A 23,512-nucleotide genomic window follows, 5' to 3' on the forward strand; every position below is an offset into this window, starting at 1 on the left:
CGTCACCCCCGCTGGCGCACCTGCTCCGAGAGATAGTCCACGAGAGGCTGTTCGAACTTGGCGTTGATCGCCAGGAAATGGCGGCGCCTGTCGTGCTCGTCGGGCAGGCGGCAAAGCACGTTTTCGTCGACGAGGCGGCGTACCAGTCGCAGCGCCGTGCTCATCGGTGCGCCCGAGGCGATGCAAGCACTCGAAACCGAGACGCGGCGGCCCTCGATCTTGGCCAGCAGCAGGTCGAGCAGCATGGCCCAGGCCGGATCGCCGAACAGTTCGCCCCCGCCGATCGCGCGGCGCTTGGTCTCGCGCCGCAACTGGTCGCGGATGAAGGCGGTGAGCTGGTCGGGCGCCACGGGGTCTCCGGGGGCGGCGGGCGGTGCCGGTGCTTCGGCCCGCGGTGCCGGCTCCGCGGCGGCCGGACGGCCAGGCTCGTCCATCAGGTGGGAGAGGCGCTGCAGTTCGGTGCTGAGGTTGGAGATCTTGTCGAGCAGGACCTTGCGCGCACCCGGCGCGGGCGTGAGGCCGCGGATGCGCTGCAGCGCGCGGCGCAAGTCCGACTGGCTGATCGGCTTTTCCAGAAAGTCGATCGCCGAGGCGCGCATGGCGTCGATCGCGACGTCCTTGGTGGCATAGCCGGTGGCCATGATGAAGCGCAGTTGGCGCCCTTCCGCCTCGGCCTGCTGCGCCATCTCCTGGATCAGGGTGATGCCGTCGAGGCCCGGCAGGTTGTAGTCGACGATGGCGATCGAGATGTCGTGGTCCACGAACAGCGCCAGCGCCTCGTCGGAACTGGTCGCCACGAACGGCTCGTAGCCCATCTGGCGCAGGCTGAAGGCGCATTCCTTGCCCCAGTCGGCATCGTCGTCGACGACCAGCACGGGCTCGACCGCCTGGAAGACACCCGCTTCTATCGCCTTGGGTATTTCCGCCATGGCCGAGCGCTCACCTTCGTGTCCGGGTTTGAAATCGTCGTCTTCCGAAGCATTGGGACCAAGAATCGACCCAAGCCTTGTTCGCCAGTTCTTAGGCATCGCGTCGTCCCGCCATTTCGTTTGCGAATGCCTTTATCACATTCCGGGCAGATGTTGTTGCATGGCGACGGACACGATGGCCACCGCCACGATCGCGGAAGCATCGGGACGGCGCCTCACGGCCCCAGCCCGCTGGAATGCCGCTATCAGGAAAAGGGTGAACACCGCTACCAGCACCATGGCCAGGGCGCCATCCACGCCAAGCCATGTCGCACCTGCAGCCAGCAGCTTGATCTGCCCCCCGGTCAGGACCCGCAGGCGTGTGCGCGAGCGCAAAAGGGTGACCGCGCCGCTCGCCACGATGAGGCTGCCCATGCCTGCCGCACAGGCCCGCGCCAGGCCCGGCAGCCCGCCAAGCGCCAGCGCGCCGGCCAGTCCGCAGCCGGCCAGTACGAGATAGAGCCAGTCCGGCGTGGTGCGTCCTTCCCAGGGCAGCACCACGACCGGCATCAGTACCAGGATCAGCAAGGCGAGATAGAAATAACCCGCAGCTTCCATCGTCAGTAGCCTCCGTTGGTCACCGTGACACTTGCTTGCACGTTGCTCGACGGCAGCGGAATGAAATTACCGTAACGCATGATCGGGCTTCCGCTCATGTCGTAGCTCACCTGCACGCGGAACGTACCCGTGGTGGTGCCCGCGCCGGCGGTGATGACGGGCTGGGCAGTGCTTCCCAGCACGCCACGATAATTCTCGATCACCTCGCCCGCCCGGGCCTGGGCCAAGGCGATGCGCTCCGTCCCGGAAAGGCCCGCGACAGCAGCGCGGGCCCCTTCGGCGGCGGCTTGACCTACCCCGATGGAGGCGGTGAAGTAGATGGAATAGACGATAATCGAGAACACGAGGGCCAGCAGCGCCGGAGCCAGAAATACGAACTCCAGCGCTGCGATCCCCCGCTCGCACTTCAGCAGTCGGAGCGTCGTCCTAGCTGATATGCGCATCGTCGGTCCTTCCGTCAGGGAATGAGGTTTCCGAAAGCAGTGCCGAGTTCGGTCGTGAAGGCGGCGCCGATGATACCCAGGGCACCCACGATGATACCGCCCAGAACGGCGTATTCGACGGCAGTCAGGCCGCGCTCGTCGCTGCGGAGACGGATCACGAGATTACGAATCGAAGTCATCATAGTTGGCACTCCCCATTTCCTCTCTTTGAAAAACGACAGTCGGGCAAAGAGGAGGCCCATTACTGCCGACTCATAAATACAACGCCAATTGATCGAAAGAGATTAATTACACATTCGATCCGATCGCTCATTTAAATTACGGTAATCCAAGTATATATTCAGTTAACACAGTCGTTATGGATGTAATATAACTGAAATCGCTTAAATCAGGACTGGAACGCCGCACCGCGCACCGGTGACCCACACCGTCGTATCCCCCAACTGGATCCCCAGGGCCGCCAGGACCGTGTCCAGCAGCGGATCGACGGTGTTCCCGACCAGCCCGGAGATCGGCGTGGTCAGGGCGCCGACGACCTGTTGCGTCACTTGTGCCTCGCGCGCATTGGCATCGCACAGCGGCCAGACGCACAGGCCCAGCAGCTTGATCTTGAGCCCGTTCTGGGCGACCAGCGAATTGGGCAGCGAGGTCAGCAGCGGGCCCAGTTGCGATCCGTTGGCCATGTGCGCGGACTTGCCCGGAGTCGTCGGCGACCCGATGGTCCCCTGCCCGCCAGGTCCGAACACCAGCGAACCCGACTTGCCGAACACCGGCCCGGCCTCGGCGCGGGCATCGATGGTGATGAGCCCCAGGACGTTGACGAGGTTCGCCTGCTGGATGTCGGTGGGCGAGACGATCGCCTTGGTCAGCACGTTGGCGGGCGCGGTGCCGATATAGGCGTTCACGAGGCCGCTGGATGCCTGGACGGTCACCCGGGTATCGCGCCCCTGTTCCGAGCTGCCATCGCAGTTGATGTTGGTGATCTTCGCTTCGGCCGCCGCCACGTCGACCAGGACCGGCACCGAATTGACGTTGATCGCGGTTCCAAGGAGCGGCAGGTTGATCGTGCCCAGCCCGAGTTCGAGCTGCAGGCGCAGCGCCGAATTGCCGATCTCGGTCTCGTTTCCGGCTGGCCCGAAGGCGAACCGGGGACGCGCTCGCGGGCCGTTGTAGACGCCCGCGAGGCGGACCGTGCTACCCGGCACGACCAGGCTGACCGCGTCGGAAAGATCGATCGCGCCCGGCCCTGCTTGCGCCGCGAAGGCGATCAACTGATAGGCATTGAGGCCCGCGCGCAGTGCCGGCTTCACGTCCGATCCGCCCACCGGCATGTTCTTCCACACGCCGAGCCCGAACAGTCCCGACATCGGGACCATATAGCCCGAACCGACTCCGCCGATGGTTTTCAGCACCGTGGCGGTCGAGGCATCGGACGTCGCTTCCGCCGCAGCGAACGCGATGTCCTTCAGGCTGTAGGTGCCCTGGGTGAGCTGGTAGTAGGAGCCGGTCTTGTTGGTACGCCTGGCAAGGGCGTCGAAGAACTTCCCCGCATCGACGTCATGCCGCATCAGCGAATCGATGTCGGGCCCGGACAGGTTCAGTTGCAGGCCGATGAGCGCGCCCAGCAGGCTGTTCACCGATCGCACCAGCGTATCGGTGATCCGGCCCGTCGTGAGGCTCAGCACATCGGAGGTGGTGGCGACGCCCGCCTCGTCCACGCGCGCGGAGCTGGCCGTCGCGCCGAGTTCGGGGATCGGGCTCGCGCCGCCCAGAACGCCCGACAGGAACTGACGGCTGGCCTTGCCGGTGGTCAGGCGGACCGCATTGGGGATACCGAGCGAACTGCCGGTGCAGTCCGCCGGCCGGGCGGCCGCCGCGAAGAACCGCGATCCGGAATTGCTGGACGCCAGGCTGTCCTTGTTGGCGCAGTAGTACCCGACCTCGACCGATCGCAGCACCGACGCGTCGTAGCCGTTCTTCGACAGGTAGCTTTGCGCGCGGGCCTGGGCCTGCGCCGGGTTCATCGCCGCCGCCAGCGCCGCCGCCTCGGTCGCGGCGCGCAAGTCGCGGTCGCCCGAGTAATAGAGTCCGACATCGAGCGCCACGCCTGCCGCCGCCAGGAGCGAGACGCCGAGCACCGCGATCATCGGTGCGACCATGCCGCTTTCGTCCCGCGCGAGGTCGCGCAAGGGGCGAAAGCGCCGCACCCTGGCCTCCGCGCGGCTCACGAGCCCTGCGGCATCGCGCCGCTCCCTGCAGCGGCAAGCCGCGCCGCCTCGCTCGCCACCTGCTGTCGCAGGCGAGCCTTTTCCTTCACGTCCGGCACCCGCGCGAGCAGCCCCTCGGCCTCGCCGACACGGCCGGTTACGGTAAGCGCAAGGATCAGGTTGTTGCGTACGACGGCATCGTCGGGCGCGAGGTCGCGGGCACCGCGCAGAGTCTCGATCGCCTGCGCCGAATGGCCGGCGCGCAACTGTGCATAGCCCAGCGCATTGCCGATGAAGGGATCGGCCGGGCTGGCCTGCAGCGCTGCAGCATATTGCGCCGCGGCCTGCGGCCACTTGCCCTCGGCGGCGAGGACATGCCCGCGCATCGCCTGCACCTGTCCGTTGCGGTCGCTGACAGGAATGCGTGCCAGGGCCGTGCGTGCGGCAGCGACCTGGTCGAGATCGAGGAGGCAGTTGACACGCAGCAATTGCGCCTCGCGATCATCGGGATGCTGGCGGTCGAAATCGTCAAGATAGGCGATCGCGGCGCGCGCCCTGCCATCGGTACGGGCCTGTCGGATGAGCGACATGTAGAGGCTGCGCGTCGAGCCTTCGGGCGCCGCCGCAGTGGCGGTATCGGCGGCGATGGCCGGACCGGCGCCGGGCAGTGCGAGGACCGCCGCAAGCAAAAGGTAGCGTTTGGTCATTGGCCCGTGCTCCGCAAGGTGTCGAAGATGGCGGCCACCGGCGGGCCGGCCAGGACGATGAACAATGCCGGCATGAAGAAGACCAGCATCAGCACGACCATGCGCACGGTGATCTTGCCGATCTGCTCGCGCGCGCGCGCAACCCGTCGCTGCGAGAACTCGCGGATGAATTCGCGCAGGGCCGGAACCAGTTCCATGCCCTGGAACAGCGACTGGCGGAACAGTGCCGCCAGTTCGCGCGAGCCGCTGACGCCCACGCGCGTGGCCCAGCGGTCGAAAGCGACCTGGTAGTCCTGCCCGCGGTCGAGGTCGTCCACCAGCATCGCCACCAGCTTCGCATGGTTGGGCACAGCCACCCGCTCGTCTCGCGCGATGCCGCGGAAGCACTGGTCGAGCGAAACGCCGCTCTCCAGCATCATCATCATGAGGTCGAGAAGGAAGGGAAACTCGGTCATCAGCACCCGCTCACGCCCGTTCGCCAGCATCTGCAGGACGTACTTTGCGCCGATGTAGGTGAGGCCGGTAAGGGCAAACGTCGGGAAGATCGGCTTGAAGGGATTGCCGGTGAGCGTCCAGCACGTCAGCATGCAGGCCGCCGCGACGGTCAGGGCAGCCGCGATGCGCAGGAACACGAAGACTTCCAGGGCACCCGCCTCGAAGTAGCCCGCGCTGCGCAGGCGTTTCTCGATCTCGTTGCGATCGCGTCCCTGCCCGAGGGGAATCCGCGGCGCACGCAGTCCGAGCCAGCCGCGCGATGCTGCACCGTTGCTGCGCACCGCCTGCCCGTCGATCCGCGCACGCAGGCGCGTGTCGACCTGGAGCCAGCGCAGGCCCGTACCCGCCAGCACCACGCCGCCGACCGCGACGGCGAACGACAGGAAGGCGAACAGTTCGCCCATCAGAAGGCCAGCCTCATCATGCGGCGGATAACCACGATGCCCAGGACCTCCAGGACGACCGCGACCAGCGACATCGTGCGGCCGCGCGGGTCCGAGATGAAGAAGTCGATGTAGGCTCGGTTCATCGCCACCAGCATGACCATGCACAGCAGCGGCATGCCGATCAGCACGCGCGAGCTGACCTTGGCCTCAGAGGTCGCGGCGTTCAGCTCGCGGCGGATGCGAACGCGTTCGCGCAGGATATTGGCAAGGTTGCCGAAGACCGTGGAGATCGAACCGCCGTAGCGCAAGTTGGTGCGGATGGCGGCGGCGAGCATCGAGACTTCGGGGATCTGCAGCCGGTCGGCCAGTTGCTGCATCGTTTCGGCTACCGGAGCGCCCATCGCCAGCTTGCGCGCGGTCTGGCCGAAGTAGCTCTTGATCGAGTCCGGCGCATCGGCCAGCGCGCGCTCGAGCGCCTGCGACAGCGAATTACCGATCGACTGGAGCTGGCGCACCCCGTCCAGATAGAGCGGCAGGGCATCGGTCAGCGCCTCCACCCGCTTGCGCGCCCGGGCCTGGAGCCACGACAGCGCCGCCATCGGCAGGCCGACAAGCAGCACCAGCGCGACCGCGGGTCCCGTCAGCAGCAACAGGACCAACGCCAGCACGAGACCGGCGCCGATGATCGTCTGCAGCGCCTGGACGGTCAGTTCGACTTGCGCTTGGGCCAGCAGCGGCGCGATGCGTTCGGGGACAGTGACGGCGTTGATCGAGCGGACCGGCGCCGTGCCCGGAGAGGAAATCGCCTCCAGCCTGCGGTCCAGCGCGACCCGGCCGCCCGCGCGCTCGGAGAACCAGCCATAGGCCATGACCCCCAGGATCAGCAGGGCCAGCAGGAGATAGGCGGCGCCTTTCACCATGCTGCCGTTTCCTTCCCTGCGGCCGTGGCCGACGGCGGAGCGTAGTCGCGCATGCGCGCGACGTGGTACGGCCGCGGCGACATCGTCCGGAACAGGCCTTCGCCCGACATCGGCGGCTGTTCGTCGAAGTGGAACAGCTCGTTCAGGGTATAGGCCTCTCCCTCCACGCCGGTGACTTCGGCCACCGAGGTCACGCGACGCGAGCCGTTCGACAGGCGCTGGATGTTGACGATGACGTGGATGGAGTTGGCGACGAAGCGGCGCACCGCGCGCACGTCGTTCTGCGCACCCGCGAAGCCGAGCAGCATCTCGAGGCGCGAGAGCGCGTCGCGCGGAGTGTTCGCATGCAGCGTGGCCATCGAGCCGTCGTGGCCGGTAGACATCGCCTGCAGCATTTCCACGGCTTCGACGCCGCGGACCTCGCCCAGGATGATGCGGTCGGGCCGCATGCGCAGCGCGTTGCGCACGAGATCGCGGGCGCTGACTTCGCGGCTGCCATCGACATTGGGGGGGCGGGTTTCCAGGCGGACGACGTGGTCCTGGCGGAGCTGCAGTTCGGCCGCATCCTCGATGGTGACGAGGCGTTCGGCATTGCTGATGCAGCTCGACAGCACGTTGAGCAGGGTCGACTTGCCCGCGCCCGTGCCGCCGCAGATCAGAATGTTGAGGCGCGAGCGCACCGCAGCGGTAAGGAATGCAGCCATAGCCTGGCTCATCGAACCGCCGTTGACGCAGTCTTCGACGCTGAGCGCCTGGAGGCGGAACTTGCGGATCGAGACCAGCGGGCCGTCCAGCGCGATCGGCGGGATGACGATGTTGACGCGCGAGCCGTCGGCAAGGCGCGCGTCGACGAACGGTGTGGCCTCGTCGACGCGGCGCCCGATCGGACCGACGATGCGCTGGATGATATTCATCAGGTGCGCATCGTCGCGAAAGCGCGTCTCGACCCGCTCGAGGATGCCGGCGCGTTCGGCGTAGATGGTGTTGGCACCGTTGACGATGATGTCGTCGATGGTGGGATCGCGCAGCAGCGGGGCCAGTGGGCCGAGGCCGACGACTTCGTCCTCGACGTCCTCGACCAGGAGCAGCCGTTCGGCGCTGTTGAGGGCAAGCTGGCCGCGTCGGCTGCGGCTGTTGATGACCTGCTCGATCTCGGCGCGCAAGGCACGCCGGTCGAGCACGTCCGCCGTAACGCCCTGCACCTCCAGCTGCTCGATCACCTGACGGCAGGTCTGTGCCTTTACCGCCTGGTAGCTGTCGCTCATCCGCTGCGCGGCGGGCTGGGCGATCGGCGACTTGCGCTTGCCCTCGGCATCTCCCGGGTTGCGACCCTCGGGCTCGAACTCGTTGGTCAGCAGGCTCATGCGGTGCGCTCCACCGATCGCAGGATAGCCTTGCGCATCTTGTCGATGCCGAAATTGTTGCTCTTGGGCTGGGTGGCGATACCGGCCGCGCGGCGGACCGCCTGCACGTAGGCCCCGCCGTCCCGCTCCGTCATCATCGGTCGGCCGGCATTGAGCGCGTTGCGTAGCCGCACCCGGTCGGTCGGGACGCCGAGCACGGTATCGATGTCGAGCGCGTCTGCCATGCGGCGGCCATCGAGCAGGATGCGCGGGTCGTGGTCCCAGACCAGCAGGCGCAGGCGCTGAGCGCTGGCGGTGTCGAGGGCGACACGGTCGAGCAGGCGGCGGCAGGCGTCCAGTTCACGGATCGACTGGCTGCAGACCACCTCGATGCTCTGCGCCTGCGAGGCGAGTTCGCGCAGCAATCCGCCGTTGCGCAGCGAACCGCCGCACAGCACGACATGGGCGCAGCTTGCGCGCAGCAACTGCACCAGCCCGACGATGTCGGCCGGACCGATGCCGACCGGCTCCGCGCCGGTGCCGCCATCGAGCGTCAGCAGCGTCAGCCCGCTGCGTTCGTGATGCGCCAGCGCGTCGCTGAGCAGGCTGGCGTCCATGCGGTCGATGTCGGTGATCGCCGCGGCGAGGCCGTAGTCGACCTTGAGGTCGAGATAGGCTTCCGCCGTGCTGGAGGGCAGCGTGCAGTCGATCAGCAGAGTCGGCGGGCCGTCGAGGCTGTGCGCCAGCGCCATGTCGGTCGCGAGCATCGCTGTCGCGTCGCGGTCGGTGCCGAGCACCAGGGTCAGGCGCCCGAGGCGGCCCTGGCTGGCCAGCGAGGAGTTGAGCACACGCGAGAGGATCTCGCTCACTTCGGCGGCGACGGCGCCGCGGGGCATGACGTCGGTCGCACCCGAGCGGATCGCCTGTAGCACCTGCACCGCGTACATGTCCTCGGTAGCGAGCACGATCGCGCGACCGGGCGCTGCCTGCGAGACTTCGCCGATGACCGAGGCCATCGAGCGTTCCGCCGGGATCGAGGCGTGGTCGATCACGACGATCCCGGGTCCTTCGAACGTGGCGTCGTCGAGCGACTGCGCCATGTCGACCGAGACATGCGCGCCCATCGCATCGGTGATGCGCTGCGCGAGGGCGCGGTCGATCGAGAGAAGATGAATACGCACCATGTCAGCGCCTCACCACGCCAAAGGACTTGACCGCCTGCTCGACACCGTCGTTGCCCAGGATCATCTGTCCCACGCCCGGATCGAGCGTCGTCATGTTCTTCGCCAGCATCGGCTGCACCGCCTCGGGTTCGACCAGTCGCGGAGTTGCGACGATGATGAGTTCCTGGCGTTCCTTCTGGTTCTGTTGGCGCTTGAAGAAAGCGCCCAGCACCGGCAGGTCGCCGAGCAGCGGAACCTTGTCCTTGCTCACCGAGGAATTGGTGTAGTTGAGGCCGGCGATCACGAAGCTCTGCCCGCTGCCCAGTTCCACCGTAGTCTCGGCCGAGCGACGGCGGATGCCCGGTACGGTATAGCCCTGGAGCTGGACGCCGTTGGCGTAGTCCAGTTCGCTGACTTCCGGCGCGAGCCTCAGGACGATCGCGTCGTCCGCCAGCACGACGGGGGCCACAGAAAGGCAGACACCGAACTTCTTGTATTCGATGGTGATCGAGTTGCCGATGCCTCCCGACTGCGGGACGGGGACCGGGAACTCCCCACCGGCGAGAAAGCTCGCCTGTTCGCCCGAGCGCACCAGCAGGGTGGGCTGGGCCAGCATCTGCGAAAGACCGTTCGACGACAGCATGCTCAACACCGCATTGATGTTGCGGTTGGGCGCGGACAGGAAGAGGTTGAAGGCGCTCTGGAACGGCGCCGTCGCATTGATCCCCAGCCCCGGGCTGGTGGTATAGCCCGTCAGCGCGCTAGGCGCGACGATGGCGCCCGTGATGTCGCCCGAAAGCTTGGAGAAGTTGAAACCGAGCTGCTTGAGAGTCGAGGATGAGACGGCGGCGAACTGCACGTCCACGGCCACGACCTTTTCCCCGGGGCGCAGCGGTTCGTTGGACGAATATCCCGACTGGAGCGAGCACTGGTTCCCCTCCAGGCTGCTTCCGCTACGGGGCATGCCGCCGCCGGAACTGGCATAGCTGCGCGCGGCCGGTTGCACCTGCATCAGCGTCTCGCCCAGTAGCGAGCCATCCGGTGCATAGACGCTCAGCGTCGCCTGTCCCGCGCCGATCCCGGTCACGCGAAGCGACTTGGCCGAAGGCGAGGCGACCGCGATGACGTTGTCGCGGCTGACCTCGACCCGCCCGATCGAGCGCGAGAAGGAAAGCGTGCGCGCTTCGTCGACCTGGAGCGAGCGCTGTTCCTGCGCGGCGGCGACGGCCGGCACCAGCAGCAGCGGTGCGCACGAAGCCAGCAATGCTGTTGCGATAAGGGCTTTCAACGCGAACCACTCCCCGAATAGATGACTTCGCGGTTGCCGCCCACGACGAGTTCGATGGCATGCGGCGCGGGTGCCCGGCGCGGAGCTTGTGCTGCCGGTTGCGGGGCAAGGCGCTGCGGCAACGCCACGGGCGGCGCGGTGACCGCCATGGCCCGTGGCGCGGGCTCGGGCGAGGAGGCGATCTGCGCGGAGTCCACCTCCTGCGCATCCTCGGGATTGCGAAGCGAAAGGTAGAGCGCTCCCGTGCTCTTCGCGAGCGAGAGTTCCGAAACCTGTTGCGGCGAAAGCGCCAGCGTCACTGTGCGGGCCGGCACCGGCGGTGCGGCGACAGCATCCGCGACACCTTCCTTCTGGGGCGTACCGAGAACTAGGTCGCCGACCGCCAGGACCGAAACCAGTTGCAACAGGGTCTTGGCCCGGCTGCGGCCGTTGCCCCTCGCGCCGTTGATCGCGTCTTCGCCGGGATAGACGACCTGCACGTCGACCTTGTCGCCCGGACGCACCATCCCGGCGACGGCGATCTCGGCGGTCGTGTCGATGCTGATCGCGCGCATGCCCACGGGCACCCGGATCGCCAGCTTGCTTTCTTGTTGCAGTGCCTCGCGCGGAATGAGCGTGTTGGCGGCGATGGCCCGCGTCGCCACGCGGCCGATGACTTCGGCCGGCGTCGCTGCCGCCGGGAACCGCGCCGGATCGAAGGCAGTATTGCGGATCATGTCGGCGGTGATCGTCTCGCCGATCTGGACGTCGCGCGTAGTGGTGGCCAGGACGATACCGGCAACCGGCTCCGCCTTGCCAGCAACCATGGTAAGCGGCGCGGCCTTCGACTTCGCTGATCTGCCAAGTTCGCGAACCCCGAGGAAACCGAACGTGACGGCTGCCACAAGTCCGACTCCGATCGTCAGTTTCGCTTTCGAACCCAGGCGCATGCAATTCCCCTTTGCCATTGCGCTTACGCAAACCGGACCGCATGCCCCCGCGATCCGAAATTCGCCGAACCGTTCCTTGCCGGGACAGGTTCGACTTCATTCGTGAATGATAGCGCGTCGCCGATTCAGCCGGTCATCGAGAAGAAGCCGATGCGAAGGCATCATCGGACCAACGGGTTTTTACCCAGGGGCTGCGGCTGGCGGCGCCTTGCAGGTCGCCGGTCCAATGCCCCCGCGAGCCTTGGCGTTCAGGCACTTGGCAGGCCTGGCAGTCACCTTCGCATTGGTTCTTTTCGTGACTTGCCTAGAGTGCCGGGGCAATAAGAAGAAGTGCTTGTGCAACACCGTCGTCTGGAATGGGCCTACCGGATTTAAGCCTGTGTTTTCCGTGAATTCGCAGTCTCTTTTCCTCGACTCGGCCAAGGTTTGCGCATCGCCGTCGGGAGCCAAAGGGCCACTCGCGACTTGTCGCGGTTGCCCTTTGTCGAGCCGAACTGGAGAAAGCGTAAGAAGATGACGATGACTGGCAATGACACAAGGATGGACGACTCCGCGCCTGCAGCGAACCGCAGGAGTGCAAGCTCATAATCCCGTTCTCACAACGTACCCGGCCGGCGCGGGTATGGGAGGACGGAACCCGGATGTACCCGGCGGCGATCGCCTTGTGCGCACTCGTCCTCGGCCTGACCTCTCCCCTGGCCCCGGGCGCCGGAGTCCTCAGCGCGGCCGCGGCCGGCGGACTCTTCGTACTGCACCGCACGGCATTGGCGCTCGGCGTGACCGCGATCCTTGCGGCGGGACTATTGGTGGTGCCCGGCGCCCTGGCGTCGCCCGCTTTCTGGGCCGATATCGTCCTGGTTGCGGCAGCCGCGCTGTTTCCGCGTCGGTGGGCGCCTGCATTGCTGCAGGCATCCCGCTGGTCCTGGCTGCTCGCGATGGTGATGGGCAGCCTGAGCCTGTCGCTGTATTTCATCCTTCCCGGCCTCGCCGCGAGCGTGGCCGTGATAGTCGCATCCTTGTGCGCCGCATTCGTCGGGGCCGGCATCGCCCGCCACTTGGCCGTGGTGGACGCCCGCCTGCTGGCCTGGGGCGACGGCGGTCTCGTGGAAGTCACGCGCGACCTGCTGCTGGGGCGCATCACCAGCGGCATGCTGCACGACCTGGCACAGCCGCTCAACGTCATCTCCATGGCGAACGCCAACATGGACTACATCATCGGCCATCTCGACATCGACGACGATCATCGCCGGCAACTGCAGGAGCGGGTGAAGCGCATCGCCGCGCACACCGAAGGCGCAGCCGTCATTCTCAGCCTGTTCCGCTGGTTCGGCCGCAACGGCCTCGACGGCGGGGCCGACCTGACGGTGCGCAGCGCGCTGGAATGTGCGATCGCGGCCACGAAGTCGAACGTGCGCCATCACGGCGTGGCGGTACAACTGCGCGGCAATGCCCTGGATCACCTGGTGCCGGAGCAGCACGGTGCACTCGAGATGATGGGTGTGGCGGCGCTGCTCAGCGCCTTTGGCAGCTTCCTGTCGCTGGATGGAAAGAAGCTGCGCGGCGACGTGCTGCTGCACGCGGCGATGACCCCGGCGCATATCGTCATCACGGTGGAATGCACCGACGATGATGGGCGGCCCTTGCCCAGCCGGCGTATCGACGAAGCCACGCTCTGGCTGGTCGAACAAGTGGCGCAGGAGGCTTCCAGCGACTTCCGCTGCCTGGTGCGCGATCGTCAGCCGGTACGTTTCATCATCCGGCTGGGCCGCGACGACATCTGAGAACCCCGCTCAGCCGCGCGGGCTCATGCCCCTTGGGGCAGCGGTAGCTGGATCTCGACCTGCGCGCCTTCGCTTTCTCCCGGCAGCAACCTGACGACACCGCCCACCTTGCCGAGCACTTGCCTGCAGATGTGCAGGCCGAGCCCGGTTCCGATCCGGGGCTTGGTCGTGAAGAACGGCTGGAACACGGCGCGCGCCGTGTCGCCCGAGAGGCCCGCGCCGTTGTCCGTGACGACGACGTGGATACCCGTGCCCTGCATCGTGATGCGGATGGCGACGCGACCGGCGCCACGCCACCCCGCCTCGCGCCGCGATTCGATGCTCTCGGCCGCGTTGCGCAAGATGTTGACGAAAACCTGCTCGGTCTCGACCTGGCACAGGCCGATGTGGGCATGGACGTGGGCCCCGCGATCGTCGATCTCGATATCCGCAGTTTCGAACAGGGGCCGCAGGAACTCGACGGCATTGCTCGCCGCGAGGCCGATGTCGGCAATCACTGCGCCGGGACCGTTGCCCGAGGCATAGGCGAGCGTGCGGTCGATGATCGTCTGTGCCCGCTCCACCTGTTCGGCAATCCGTCCGATCGCCTTGTCCAGTTGCGCCCGGGTCATGTCGGACCGGCCGAGCATCATGCGCAGGTTCTCGTTCGCTACCGATATCGAGAACAGCGGCTGGCGCAGTTCGTGCGCGAGAGCCGAAGACTGCTCGCCAAGGTCGGCGAGGCGCGATTTCGCAGCGAGCGTATCGAACAACTGGCGCGCGTCGCCAAGCTCGATCTCGCCGCAGGAACTGGGAGCCGGATCAGCCGGGCGGCACATCTGGTTCGTCGGACTGCACCGCGTCCATTTCTCGATATCGCGCTGCGTGATCTCGTTCGGTTTCATCGTCAACCGTCCCCCTGCTGCGTCGATTCTTCAAGCTGGCCGAGCAGGTCCCGAAGTACGTCGATCAGGACCCGGGGCTGCACGGGCTTGGTCAGGACCATATGTTCCGGCAGTTCCAACGACGGGTCGTGGCGAAGCTGGTCGCCGGTGATGAAGAGATAGCTGAAAGGCCTCGCCTGCAGTTGCGCATGGTCGCGGATGCGCGAAACGATCGACAGACCCGATTCCCGACCGAGGCGGACGTCGCAGGCCAGAACCCGGATAGCAGGGTTTGCCTCCAGAGCGGCCATCGCCTCGTCGAGATCGGACACTCCGACCGCGGGAATGCCGTGCAGGTCCATGAACGTAAGCAACTCTTCGACGATTGCCCTGACATCGTCGATGAGCAGAACCAGCGCTTGTTGATCGCGCATGCGACTGTCTCTCTTATGTCTCCCGCGCCCGGCTTCATTCTGTCCGGTGCTAGTTAGTATCACTTAGGTTCTTTTCCGTTTCCAAATCCATAACAGGTTTTCAGTATTTCCACAGCCGATTGGGGAAATTCACGCGCAGCTGCGACAATTGGACAAACCTCCGCGTCGGTGGGCGTTGTGCTGCCAATTGACGTTCCGCCCCAGGATCACCGGTTCGGCCCGCCGCTCCAGCACGTCGATGGCGCCAGAGATCATGGCCACCGCGGTGAGCGACTCCTCGTCGTCGAGCAGGTCGATCGCGATGCGCAGAAGATCGCGGGCGTAACGGGAAGCTTCGTTCGACATGGGTATCTCCTTTGTTCGTTCCCGCAGGAAAGTGGTCCCTCGAAATAAAAGGGGGTGGCCCACGGCAAGGGCCACCCCCTTCCCCCACCTCGTCATCCGAGGTCGGGCTACAGCGTGTCCAGCCAGGGGGAGGGCAACAGAGCGGCGGACACGCCAGCCTCCGTTTTAGTTGCCCGAGCCTCCCAGCAGGCCCGTCAGTGGCGACAACAGCGAGCCGGTGCCGGATGACCCCGTTCCGCCTAGCAGTCCGCCGACGACCCCTGTCACCGGGGCGAGAACAGTTCCCGCGCCCGATCCGCCGGTGCCGGAAAGCAGTCCGCCGACAACGCCGGTCACTGGTGCAAGGATCGTCCCTGAACCGGCATCGCCACCCGAAACGCCGCCGAGCAGACCACCGACGACGCCCGTCACCGGTGCGAGGATCGTCCCCGCACCCGCATCGCCACCCGACACCCCGCCGAGCAGGCCACCGACGACGCCTGTCACCGGTGCGAGGATCGTCCCCGCACCCGCATCGCCACCCGACACCCCGCCGAGCAGGCCACCGACCACGCCCGTCACCGGTGCGAGGATCGTCCCCGCACCCGCATCGCCACCCGACACCCCGCCGAGCAGACCACCGACGACGCCGGTCACCGGTGCCAGCACGTTACCCGCACCCGCACCGCCGCCCGACACGCCGCCGAGCAGGCCGCCGACCACGCCTGTCACCGGCGCGAGCACCGATCCCGCGGTCCCGCCCGAGCCGACGCCGCCGACCACCTGGCCGAGCGTGCCGTTCACCGCATCGAGAACCGGCGAGACGACCGCGTCGACCGCACCCGTCACCGGGGCCACCACCGGCGCCAGACCGTTCGTCACTTGCGTGACGCCCGCCCCGACCTGCTGGCCGAGCAGCGCTCCGGCAAGGTTGCCCACGGGTGCCAGCCCTTGCGCAACGCCTGCCGCCGTCGTCGGCAGCGTCACGTCGAGCACGTTGCCGTCGGCAAGCACGTCGGCCGTCACCAACTGTCCCGAGACGAGGCCCGGATTGTTCGACAGCACGTTGACCCCGGCGAGAGTCCCGCTGGTGCTGGGACCGGTCAGGACATTGTTGCCCAGGTCCACTCCCAGGAGCGGGCCGGTGTAGGTCGGCGCCGGTCCGGCGCCGGTCCCCGGCAGGCTGCCGGTGATCCCGTCGACGAGACCGCCGAGCTGGCCGGTGACCGGGGCGAGCAGTCCGCCTTGCCCGACCACCGGGGCCAGCACGGCATCCACCGTGGCCAGCAGCGGCGTCGTCACCTGGCTGACGGTGGAGGTCACCCCGGCCACCGTGGGAGCCAGCCCGTTGGTGACCTGGGTGACGGTCCCGCCGACCTGGCTGCCGAGCAGGGCACCGGCGAGCGAGCCCACCGGAGCAAGCGCTTCCTGCGTCTGCGCCGTCGTGGTCGGCAGGGCGACGTTCACCACATGGACGTCGCCGGTCAGGACGTCGACCGCGATGCCGCCGCCATTGGCCGTGGTCGTGCCCGGTGCGACGTTGACGTCGATCAGCGTACCCGAGCCGCTCGGACCCAGGATCGGCGTCCCACCGATGGTCACGCCCGCAACCGGGCCGGTGATGTTCGTCGGGCCTGCAGGACCGGTAGGGCCCGTAGGGCCCGTAGGTCCAGTCGGACCACCCGGGCCAGTCGGACCGCCAGGGCCGGTCGGACCGCCAGGGCCGGTCGGACCGCCAGGGCCAGTCGGACCGCCAGGGCCAGTCGGACCGCCAGGGCCAGTCGGACCGCCAGGGCCAGTCGGACCGCCAGGGCCAGTCGGACCGCCAGGGCCGGTCGGACCACCAGGGCCGGTCGGACCGCCAGGGCCAGTCGGACCGCCAGGGCCAGTCGGACCGCCAGGGCCAGTCGGACCACCCGGGCCAGTCGGACCACCAGGGCCGGTCGGACCGCCGGGGCCGGTTGGACCAGTCGGTCCGGAAGGATCGCTCGGACCGGATGGGCCGGAAGGACCCGACGGACCGCTCGGACCCGATGGATCAGTCGGGCCAGTGGGACCGCTCGGACCTGACGGTCCACTCGGGCCGGAAGGACCGCTTGGACCCGACGGCGTGCCGCCGCCGCCGGCTCCGACGCGGAAACCGACGCCATCGGCGCAAGCGCCAAGAAGAAGAAGGGGTATGGCCGTCGCACAAAGCAGGATGTGCCTCGTCGTGCGGCGCGGTGTCTTACGCGGCATTGTGTTGTCCTCCATGAAATGCCCAGTCCGCAGATGGTTAGGCACAGTCCGGGAGGAGATCGCTTCCAGAAGAAGCCGCTGCGGCCGGACAGCTCCACAGCCGCATGAAGCCCCGACGCGCGTTTCAGGAAAGTAAGGAAATCAGCCGGAAAATCGGCGATCCCGAACGCAAGTTCCACGCAACCGGGCCACGACAATGGCGCCACGGGCGAAAACGCATACGGCCCGCGAGCAAGGTGGAGCTTGCAGGCGGGCCGGACGATGGAGCCGAATTGAAAGTGATTTATCGCCGGGTCGCGCCCATTGACGGCGCAGCGCTGTGCGATCGTCAGTCGAGTGCCGAATCGGCGTCGGTGGCAAACCGCGCACGTCCGTCCACAATGGCCACCCGAAGCGCTGTGAGTATGACGTCGAGATCCGCATCCTCGGCAATTGCGAGTTCGACAGCCAAACCGTCGCGCGATAGCTTGATACGGCCGACCCGATCGTCACCCACCAAGACCTGCATGTCCTGCGAACGTGACCCGCCACCCTCAATCGCAGCCTGCTTGAGGCGCGTGAGAACGGTTGCTGCGGGCGTCATGCGATCACCGGCAGCGGCCAGGCGCTGCTGTTCCTGGCCGATCACGCGCGCGGCGGCGAGTAGCCGATCGCGCTGCTCGGGACGGCGCAGCAAAGGCGTCAGCACTTCGGAATGGCGTACGCGCAATTCTTCGCGCGTAGCGAAAGCGTCGACCACCTCGTCCGGCATCTGTGCCAGCGAAAGCAGTCGGCTGAGTTGGCTATTGGACAAGTTGAGCGCTTCGGCCATGCGCGATTGCACCCCGCCGTAGAAGCGGTCGACCGCACTCTGATAGCTGCGCGCGCGGTCCAGTTCGGTAATGTCCTGCCGTTCGCGATTCTCGATATCCGCGAGGCGGAAGGCTTCCTCGTCGCTCAGTTCCACGACCATCGCGTTGAGGCGAATCTCGGGCCGGCCGTTGTGATTCAACCAATTGACCGCAAAACGACGCCGGCTGCCGACGAGCAGTTCGTAAGGAAGCTCCGAGCCCGGAGGGTTGTTGCGCACCAGGACGGGAATGCGATTGCCGTCCTCCTGCGCGATCGATTCGATCAGTGAGCGGCAGCTATCCGCCGACAGGCCGGGCACGTCGCGCGGGTTGCCATCCCAGACCGAGCAATCACCCGGCCGGATCGATATCGCCGTGCGGCGCCCGTTGCCTTGGACGAAACCAGCGAGCCGCTGATCGAGCCGGGACAACTCCGCCCCTTCGACCCGTGAGGCTTCCGCCGGATCGGGTTCGTAGGAAAGCGTGGTGAGAATATCCCGTACAAAGCCACCCATTGAACGCGCCCCCTGTTTTCATGGTCCCTACGCAAATGCATAGCGGAAGCTGAATCGGAGCGCCGTGCCGACTATGTTCGGATCGGCTCTATCGCGCGCCTGTTCCCTCCGGGATGGATCAGAATCGCCGGCTTGCCGTGACGGCGACGCCATGCACGTGCCTATCGTTGGCAAATTCGCCCGAGTACGAGAAACGAACTGCCGTTCGCTCGCCATGCACCGCCGTAAGCCCGGCACCGACGATCGCGGTATCCCGATCATAGCGCCAGGACGGCAGCGTGAAGATCGGCGTCCCGCCATTGAGGAAGATCGCCTCGATGCGGCTTTCGGGGCGCGAGCGCAGTTCGCGCTGCCATTGCGCTTCCACGCTCGGGCGCAGCGTCCAGTCACCCTTGCGCATGGTTGCGGAAACCCTCCCACCCAGACTGCTGCGCACCGACTGGCTCTTGAATTTGGCGACGGCCAGCGATGCCGCGCCGCCGCTCTCGACTATCCCGCCCAAGTCGGCATAGCGGTAGTTCAGCCCGACGAAAGGTTGCGCCCGAAGGACGCCGAGCTGCAGGATGCCGCCAGCCTCTACCGACGCGGCGGCGTTATCGCCGTCCGCTCCGGCCTGGAGCCGGTCGTTGAAACCGGCGTAGGACACTTGCCGGCGCAATTGATACCAGCTGCGCGTGTAGCCGGCCGTAGCGTCTACATAGAAGCTGCCCTTGGTATAGCTGGCGTACGGCGTGACGCCGGCGTTGAACAAAGTGCTGCGCGGCCGCTGGGTGCGATCGAGCGCGGAATCGATACCGTCGATTCCGATCGACGCGCCAACGATCAGGCCAGGGATCGGCGCAATGTCGAAGCCGACGCGGACCGAGCGGCTGTCGGAATTGGCAGCCGGCCGATCGACCCGCTTCTTGTACTTGCCCTGCCTCAGGTCATAGCTGCCCATGACCGAGATGGTCTGATCGCCACTGACCGGCACGGACGCGGAAGCATCGAGTGCCATTTCACGGCGCTGCTGCAGGTAGCCGCGGATCTCGCGATCCGTCGCGTCCATCGACTGGATCGAGAGCCTTGGCATCAACCGGTAGTTGCGTGGGCTAAGCTGGCCCAGCGCATCGCCGCGAGAGGTAACAGGAAGCGCGTCGATCGCAGCCAGCATCGTCGCATAAGGGCCCGTGGTCGGGCTTGCGATCGTATCGAGCGCGCCGGCAACCGCAGCCTGGCCGGGCGTGGTCGCATCGGGTCCATACGTTTGCGCAAATGCGGACGGGGCGCTCAAGGCAGAAAGAGATGCCAAGATACCGACCGAAAGCCGGACTGCCGAAACGGACAGGGTCTGCCGCAAGTTCACTTCCTCCACTGATTCAACTAGAGGCCTTGTGCCGCCTCCGAATTCCCTAAAGGGTGACGAGGCGAAGCCTTCCTGACCAGTCGAACTGGCATCGTTTCGAAGGTTTCCTCATGGACTTCCGCTCGCAGTGGTTTGCGCGGAATTGCTGTTCCATTTCCCCGATTTTCGCGTGTTTTGAGGCGACGAGGCCCTTCACCCGCATCGACTTCGGCCCATCCGCCGCCGCTTTTCGTCCCGATTGCAGTTTGCGCCCGATGTGGTTGCAGATGCCTTGGGCGAGACGACCTTGCCATTGGTGCATGCGCCGAAGACGAAGGCCGTTCCGTTCAGGCGAGCGGCATGCAGACCGCTGTGGCGAGGCCATCGAAGCGGGGAAGCAATACGCACAAGGCTCCTGCCAGGATCGCCGGGCCGTAGGGCACCGTGTCTGCTCGAACGAAGCAGAATACCCGGCTCAGCAGCTTGAGAACGATGGCGATCAGGGCCCCGCTCGCGACGGTAACCGCGAACATGACGGGCATGTCGGTGGCCGGAACCCATAGCATGAGGGCGGCAAGGAGCTTGATGTCGCCCCCTCCCATCGCGCGCACGACAAAGAGGAGAGCCAAGGGAAGCGCAAAAACCGCCACGGCTACAAGGCGCCAAGCGAAATTGGGCAATCCCGACCACCCGCCCTCGCCCACTGCATAGACCAGTGCCAGAACGGCGATTGCGCCACACAAGGAATTGGGAATGCATCGGCGACCCAGGTCGGCGTGAATGGCAGCGCCCGAAAGCAGCAGCAATCCGAAAGCTGCAAATGCAGCAAGCCAAGGCACCGCAGGCCCGGAAGTGATAAAGGTCTGCATAGCTACCGCGACTGCGTCGGCCGAAGCCTCAGCGCCAGTTCGGGCCTTCGATCCACGTCACCAAGCTGCGCCGCAAGCCCTCGGTAACGGGCAATACCCGGTGCTGGAGAAATGATGGAAAAATGAGCATGCTTCCCCGCCCGGCAAAATTTGGCCCTGGGTTCTGTATCCCGAAGAACTCGAACTCGCCCCCTTTGTACTCATCCGGAGCGGACAGCTGGACTACTACCGATAGTTTGCGGGCATAAGGACGAGGCGATTCCAGCCATACATCCTGATGCCAATCGTAGTGACCCTTATTGGTCGCGCGGTATTCGGTGAACTGCACCTCGAATGGCGCATCGACGTCAACACCGAAGTTGGTTCGGTTGGAGCAGCGCACGAAATCCATCACGCGCGCAACGATGTCCTTCTCGCGCGAGACATCGAACCAGCGGATAGTCGAGGTCCGATAGCCGGCGTCGCTTCGCAGCGTATCGGAAAACCCTATCGTAGCCTCGGCAGGTGCGTAGTGTTCTGCGCGCGCGACGATCGCATCGCACTCTGCGCCCGTAAGAGCGTCCGGCCAAACTTCCCAAATGTTCTGCATGGTAGCTTCCTGTTTTTCGCCCGGAGTGGATTTTGCGTACACGCAAAATCGAGCGATCAGAGCGCCCGAGAGACGCTGAAGAAAAAGCGAGTCTTCTCGTTGATATTTGGGAATGGTTTCTTGACAGGAACTGCAATTTGTGCAGTGGCAATCCATCCCTTCAGTGGCGTAATTCGCACGCCACCCCCTGCCGAGGCTAGGGAATAGTTCCGGTCCGACAAGCCATAGGCCGGTCGAGCAAGAGAGCCGGCAAGCGCACCGTCGGCATAGGCGAAGACCGTCAAGCCCCGGCGGTCCGTCGCCTTGCCACCCGCAACCCGCCACGAAAGCTCGGCGCCGCCGGCGACTGCCTTGTCGGCCGTGAGGAAACCGTCGCGAAAGGCGAGGCCTGCGCCGTCGCCGCCCAATACGAAGCGTTCGGTCGTAGGCAGGCGGTCGCCGCTGTATTGCCCGCGTATGGTCGCTTTCGCGGCGATGGCAGGACTTACTTCCTTTACTGCGGTCAGTTGCAGGTTGGCCTTGCGGTAAGCGGCCTTGGAATAGCCCTCGATCTCACGCGCGCCCAGGCCGTCGAAGCCCTGGCTGAAGCTCACCGAAAGGCCATAGCCGCTGCTCTTGCCGATCGACGACCAACTGGCGCCAAGTCGCAACGCCCGGGTTCGGAAACCTCCGAAGGCCGTGTCCAGATAGTAGTTGCTGCTGTTGGTGCCGTCGAGCGAGACGGTCAGCGTCAGGTTGCGCTTGTACGAACGAATGAGCGGATGGGCGAGCACGATGCCCGCCTGCCTGGCCTCGCCACGAATGCCGAGGTCGCGCGTCCGGGTGCGCACATAAGCACCGCTCACGCCGATCGTTGTCCCGCTCGAACCGATCGGCGTCGCATGACTGGCCGTGTAGAACTGATAGCGGCTCGGCTCGAGGGGCACGTAGCCGGACAGCCGCGTGGTGTCGCCTTCGCGCAGCAGCCCATTGAAGGAGACCGCCACTTGCGCCTGGGCGCCCGAGGTGACGTTGACGACGCCGCGGTTGTTGAGGTTGACCGCCACTTCGACCTGCTTGCGCTTCACGTCGAGATCGAGCACCAGTTCGCCTGGCCGCGTGGTGGCGCGCAAGTTCGCCTGCACCGTCTGGCCAGGAATGTCGCGCAGCAGCGAAAGCGTGCGCTCGATCGTCGACTTGTGGGTGGGCGTCTCGCGCATCAGGCGCCGGACGTGCGCGTCGATGAGCCGCTTGGGCGTGCTGCTGGTTTCGCTCGCCAGCTTGTACTCGACGATCCGACCTTCGACTACACGCACGACAAGGACGCCGCCCGCGCCTGACTGGGCCGGAATGCTCACCGCGTAGAAGGCGATGTCGCTTTTCGCGTAGGCGCCGCTGACCGCATTCGCGAGCTTCTGGAGAGTATCGCGGTCGAGTGGGGAGCCGAGGAAGGGGTGGGTCGCTTCGTCAAGCACTTCGCTAGCCAGCGTCGCACCTTCATAGCGCACTTGCGTCAGTGCCACCTGGACCGGGGCCGCTGCTTCGACGTTCGCCGGTGCGGACGGCAATCGTACAGGCGCCCCTGCGCGCGGGATCGCAGGGTCCGCGCGATCGAGGCGGTCGCGGTCGATCGTCGGTGACTGGCTGACAGCAGGCGGGCTGCCTTGCGCCAGCGCGCCGGTGCCGGTCAGCGCCATCAGCGCGCCCATGCCCAGCAGGGCGCCACGCAACGCCCGGCGCCCTGCCGTTGTCCGATCGCTGTTGTCCGAAATTGCCCTCATGATGCGCGGCTGACTGCCCGACCCTCATCCATCAACGGCGGCGGAATGCCTCCTTCATCCAGACTACGGATGCGCTGCGGGGGATCACGCGCAATTGCAGCCGCTCCGACCCTATCGGGTCTGGGCGACCGCAAAGGACAGTTCAGAGCGCGGGACGGGGGGTCCTTTCCCGCGCAAAGGACAGGGTTTCAACCGGGAATGCGACGGTTTACGGCCGTTTCGCTACTGCCAGGGAAACCGCATTTCCGGGCCGTAGCGACCTGCGATCCACTCGGATCGGCTGCGATCCTGCGCCGATCCAGGTCGCGGAAAACCTGCGCGATCCAGTCGGGGAGGTTATAGTGGACGGAGAGCGGGTGATCCCGGCGGCGGTGGCGAGATATTCGCCATGCACCATGAACGTCGCGGCAAGGCCCGTGCCGTCGGCGTTGCGCATCAGCACGACTTGGCCGAAGCGCTTGCCATAGCAGCGGTCCATATGCCCAACGATCCTGCCCTCCTGCCAACCGCCCAGGTTGACGGCGCGAACGACGTCCTCGGACAGACAGGCGAGCATCGCTTCGCCATCACCGGCATTG

The 23,512-nt window shown here is 66.2% G+C and carries 23 protein-coding genes; 1 reads left to right on the forward strand and 22 read right to left on the reverse strand.

Annotated features, from left to right (window positions below; translation table 11 throughout):
- Positions 1–2: 2 nt before the first annotated feature.
- From ACFFDA_RS04140 to cpaB, 12 genes are all read right to left on the reverse strand, one after another.
- On the reverse strand, positions 3–929 hold the full coding sequence (locus ACFFDA_RS04140) for a response regulator (RefSeq protein ID WP_404476285.1): 927 nt from the start codon (positions 927–929) through the stop codon (positions 3–5).
- A 135-nt stretch (positions 930–1,064) separates the two neighbouring features.
- Positions 1,065–1,526: a hypothetical protein gene (locus ACFFDA_RS04145; RefSeq protein WP_404476287.1), complete on the reverse strand. Its 462-nt coding sequence runs from the start codon at positions 1,524–1,526 to the stop codon at positions 1,065–1,067.
- Between the two features lie 2 nt (positions 1,527–1,528).
- The gene (locus tag ACFFDA_RS04150; protein ID WP_404476290.1) at positions 1,529–1,969 is read right to left on the reverse strand and encodes a TadE/TadG family type IV pilus assembly protein; all 441 of its coding nucleotides are present in this window, start codon (positions 1,967–1,969) and stop codon (positions 1,529–1,531) included.
- Positions 1,970–1,983: 14 nt separating this feature from the next.
- A complete protein-coding gene (locus ACFFDA_RS04155) occupies positions 1,984–2,151 on the reverse strand; it encodes a Flp family type IVb pilin (RefSeq protein WP_404476292.1) in 168 nt (55 codons plus the stop codon).
- A gap of 201 nt (positions 2,152–2,352) precedes the next feature.
- Complete coding sequence (locus tag ACFFDA_RS04160; protein ID WP_404476294.1) at positions 2,353–4,176, reverse strand: TadG family pilus assembly protein; 1,824 nt, start codon at positions 4,174–4,176, stop codon at positions 2,353–2,355.
- Positions 4,177–4,193: 17 nt separating this feature from the next.
- The gene (locus ACFFDA_RS04165) at positions 4,194–4,883 is read right to left on the reverse strand and encodes a tetratricopeptide repeat protein (protein WP_404476295.1); all 690 of its coding nucleotides are present in this window, start codon (positions 4,881–4,883) and stop codon (positions 4,194–4,196) included.
- Entirely contained in the window at positions 4,880–5,782 is a 903-nt protein-coding gene (locus ACFFDA_RS04170; RefSeq protein ID WP_404476297.1) for a type II secretion system F family protein, read from the reverse strand. The genes ACFFDA_RS04165 and ACFFDA_RS04170 overlap by 4 nt, the downstream gene beginning before the upstream one ends.
- Entirely contained in the window at positions 5,782–6,684 is a 903-nt protein-coding gene (locus ACFFDA_RS04175) for a type II secretion system F family protein (protein WP_404476299.1), read from the reverse strand. The genes ACFFDA_RS04170 and ACFFDA_RS04175 overlap by 1 nt, the downstream gene beginning before the upstream one ends.
- Complete coding sequence (locus ACFFDA_RS04180) at positions 6,678–8,048, reverse strand: CpaF family protein (RefSeq protein ID WP_404476301.1); 1,371 nt, start codon at positions 8,046–8,048, stop codon at positions 6,678–6,680. Before ACFFDA_RS04180 ends, ACFFDA_RS04175 begins: the two co-directional genes overlap by 7 nt.
- Positions 8,045–9,211 carry a CpaE family protein gene (locus tag ACFFDA_RS04185; protein ID WP_404476303.1) on the reverse strand — a complete coding sequence of 389 codons (1,167 nt, stop codon included), beginning with the start codon at positions 9,209–9,211 and terminating at the stop codon, positions 8,045–8,047. Before ACFFDA_RS04185 ends, ACFFDA_RS04180 begins: the two co-directional genes overlap by 4 nt.
- 1 nt (position 9,212) lies before the next feature.
- The gene (locus tag ACFFDA_RS04190; RefSeq protein ID WP_404476306.1) at positions 9,213–10,478 is read right to left on the reverse strand and encodes a type II and III secretion system protein family protein; all 1,266 of its coding nucleotides are present in this window, start codon (positions 10,476–10,478) and stop codon (positions 9,213–9,215) included.
- Positions 10,475–11,407, reverse strand: coding sequence for a Flp pilus assembly protein CpaB (gene cpaB, locus ACFFDA_RS04195; RefSeq protein ID WP_404476308.1), 933 nt, complete (start codon positions 11,405–11,407; stop codon positions 10,475–10,477). Before cpaB ends, ACFFDA_RS04190 begins: the two co-directional genes overlap by 4 nt.
- A 641-nt stretch (positions 11,408–12,048) precedes the next feature.
- Between cpaB and ACFFDA_RS04200 the strand changes: the two genes are divergently transcribed.
- Entirely contained in the window at positions 12,049–13,188 is a 1,140-nt protein-coding gene (locus tag ACFFDA_RS04200; protein WP_404476309.1) for a hypothetical protein, read from the forward strand.
- 23 nt (positions 13,189–13,211) lie between these two features.
- Here ACFFDA_RS04200 and ACFFDA_RS04205 read toward each other — a convergent pair whose 3' ends face one another.
- The 10 genes from ACFFDA_RS04205 to ACFFDA_RS04250 form a co-directional block, all read right to left on the reverse strand.
- Positions 13,212–14,072, reverse strand: coding sequence for a sensor histidine kinase (locus tag ACFFDA_RS04205; RefSeq protein ID WP_404476311.1), 861 nt, complete (start codon positions 14,070–14,072; stop codon positions 13,212–13,214).
- 2 nt (positions 14,073–14,074) lie between these two features.
- The gene (locus ACFFDA_RS04210) at positions 14,075–14,485 is read right to left on the reverse strand and encodes a response regulator (RefSeq protein WP_404476312.1); all 411 of its coding nucleotides are present in this window, start codon (positions 14,483–14,485) and stop codon (positions 14,075–14,077) included.
- Between the two features lie 129 nt (positions 14,486–14,614).
- Positions 14,615–14,830: a hypothetical protein gene (locus ACFFDA_RS04215; RefSeq protein ID WP_404476313.1), complete on the reverse strand. Its 216-nt coding sequence runs from the start codon at positions 14,828–14,830 to the stop codon at positions 14,615–14,617.
- A 165-nt stretch (positions 14,831–14,995) separates the two neighbouring features.
- Positions 14,996–16,411, reverse strand: a complete 1,416-nt coding sequence (locus ACFFDA_RS04220; RefSeq protein ID WP_404476315.1) for a hypothetical protein — start codon at positions 16,409–16,411, stop codon at positions 14,996–14,998.
- 964 nt (positions 16,412–17,375) lie between these two features.
- Positions 17,376–18,308: a ParB/RepB/Spo0J family partition protein gene (locus tag ACFFDA_RS04225; RefSeq protein ID WP_404476316.1), complete on the reverse strand. Its 933-nt coding sequence runs from the start codon at positions 18,306–18,308 to the stop codon at positions 17,376–17,378.
- A gap of 202 nt (positions 18,309–18,510) precedes the next feature.
- Positions 18,511–19,665 carry an autotransporter domain-containing protein gene (locus tag ACFFDA_RS04230; RefSeq protein ID WP_404476319.1) on the reverse strand — a complete coding sequence of 385 codons (1,155 nt, stop codon included), beginning with the start codon at positions 19,663–19,665 and terminating at the stop codon, positions 18,511–18,513.
- Between the two features lie 398 nt (positions 19,666–20,063).
- Positions 20,064–20,585: a prepilin peptidase gene (locus ACFFDA_RS04235; RefSeq protein ID WP_404476320.1), complete on the reverse strand. Its 522-nt coding sequence runs from the start codon at positions 20,583–20,585 to the stop codon at positions 20,064–20,066.
- A gap of 28 nt (positions 20,586–20,613) precedes the next feature.
- A complete protein-coding gene (locus ACFFDA_RS04240) occupies positions 20,614–21,174 on the reverse strand; it encodes a 2OG-Fe(II) oxygenase (RefSeq protein ID WP_404476322.1) in 561 nt (186 codons plus the stop codon).
- 56 nt (positions 21,175–21,230) lie between these two features.
- The gene (locus tag ACFFDA_RS04245; RefSeq protein ID WP_404476325.1) at positions 21,231–22,934 is read right to left on the reverse strand and encodes a ShlB/FhaC/HecB family hemolysin secretion/activation protein; all 1,704 of its coding nucleotides are present in this window, start codon (positions 22,932–22,934) and stop codon (positions 21,231–21,233) included.
- A gap of 208 nt (positions 22,935–23,142) precedes the next feature.
- Positions 23,143–23,490 carry a hypothetical protein gene (locus ACFFDA_RS04250; protein WP_404476327.1) on the reverse strand — a complete coding sequence of 116 codons (348 nt, stop codon included), beginning with the start codon at positions 23,488–23,490 and terminating at the stop codon, positions 23,143–23,145.
- Between the last annotated feature and the right edge of the window lie 22 nt (positions 23,491–23,512).

Origin of the sequence: Novosphingobium sp. BL-52-GroH (genome assembly GCF_044813085.1) — a bacterium.
Classification (GTDB): Bacteria; Pseudomonadota; Alphaproteobacteria; order Sphingomonadales; family Sphingomonadaceae; genus Novosphingobium.

Bases quoted from the DNA above. Each gene is read 5' to 3' on its own strand.
- ACFFDA_RS04140 (WP_404476285.1), bottom strand. From the start codon at position 929: ATGGCGGAAATACCCAAGGCGATAGAAGCGGGTGTCTTCCAGGCGGTC.
- ACFFDA_RS04145 (WP_404476287.1), bottom strand. From the start codon at position 1,526: ATGGAAGCTGCGGGTTATTTCTATCTCGCCTTGCTGATCCTGGTACTG.
- ACFFDA_RS04150 (WP_404476290.1), bottom strand. From the start codon at position 1,969: ATGCGCATATCAGCTAGGACGACGCTCCGACTGCTGAAGTGCGAGCGG.
- ACFFDA_RS04155 (WP_404476292.1), bottom strand. From the start codon at position 2,151: ATGATGACTTCGATTCGTAATCTCGTGATCCGTCTCCGCAGCGACGAG.
- ACFFDA_RS04165 (WP_404476295.1), bottom strand. From the start codon at position 4,883: ATGACCAAACGCTACCTTTTGCTTGCGGCGGTCCTCGCACTGCCCGGC.
- ACFFDA_RS04170 (WP_404476297.1), bottom strand. From the start codon at position 5,782: ATGGGCGAACTGTTCGCCTTCCTGTCGTTCGCCGTCGCGGTCGGCGGC.
- ACFFDA_RS04175 (WP_404476299.1), bottom strand. From the start codon at position 6,684: ATGGTGAAAGGCGCCGCCTATCTCCTGCTGGCCCTGCTGATCCTGGGG.
- ACFFDA_RS04180 (WP_404476301.1), bottom strand. From the start codon at position 8,048: ATGAGCCTGCTGACCAACGAGTTCGAGCCCGAGGGTCGCAACCCGGGA.
- ACFFDA_RS04185 (WP_404476303.1), bottom strand. From the start codon at position 9,211: ATGGTGCGTATTCATCTTCTCTCGATCGACCGCGCCCTCGCGCAGCGC.
- cpaB (WP_404476308.1), bottom strand. From the start codon at position 11,407: ATGCGCCTGGGTTCGAAAGCGAAACTGACGATCGGAGTCGGACTTGTG.
- ACFFDA_RS04200 (WP_404476309.1), top strand. From the start codon at position 12,049: ATGTACCCGGCGGCGATCGCCTTGTGCGCACTCGTCCTCGGCCTGACC.
- ACFFDA_RS04205 (WP_404476311.1), bottom strand. From the start codon at position 14,072: ATGAAACCGAACGAGATCACGCAGCGCGATATCGAGAAATGGACGCGG.
- ACFFDA_RS04210 (WP_404476312.1), bottom strand. From the start codon at position 14,485: ATGCGCGATCAACAAGCGCTGGTTCTGCTCATCGACGATGTCAGGGCA.
- ACFFDA_RS04215 (WP_404476313.1), bottom strand. From the start codon at position 14,830: ATGTCGAACGAAGCTTCCCGTTACGCCCGCGATCTTCTGCGCATCGCG.
- ACFFDA_RS04235 (WP_404476320.1), bottom strand. From the start codon at position 20,585: ATGCAGACCTTTATCACTTCCGGGCCTGCGGTGCCTTGGCTTGCTGCA.
- ACFFDA_RS04240 (WP_404476322.1), bottom strand. From the start codon at position 21,174: ATGCAGAACATTTGGGAAGTTTGGCCGGACGCTCTTACGGGCGCAGAG.
- ACFFDA_RS04245 (WP_404476325.1), bottom strand. From the start codon at position 22,934: ATGAGGGCAATTTCGGACAACAGCGATCGGACAACGGCAGGGCGCCGG.
- ACFFDA_RS04250 (WP_404476327.1), bottom strand. From the start codon at position 23,490: ATGCTCGCCTGTCTGTCCGAGGACGTCGTTCGCGCCGTCAACCTGGGC.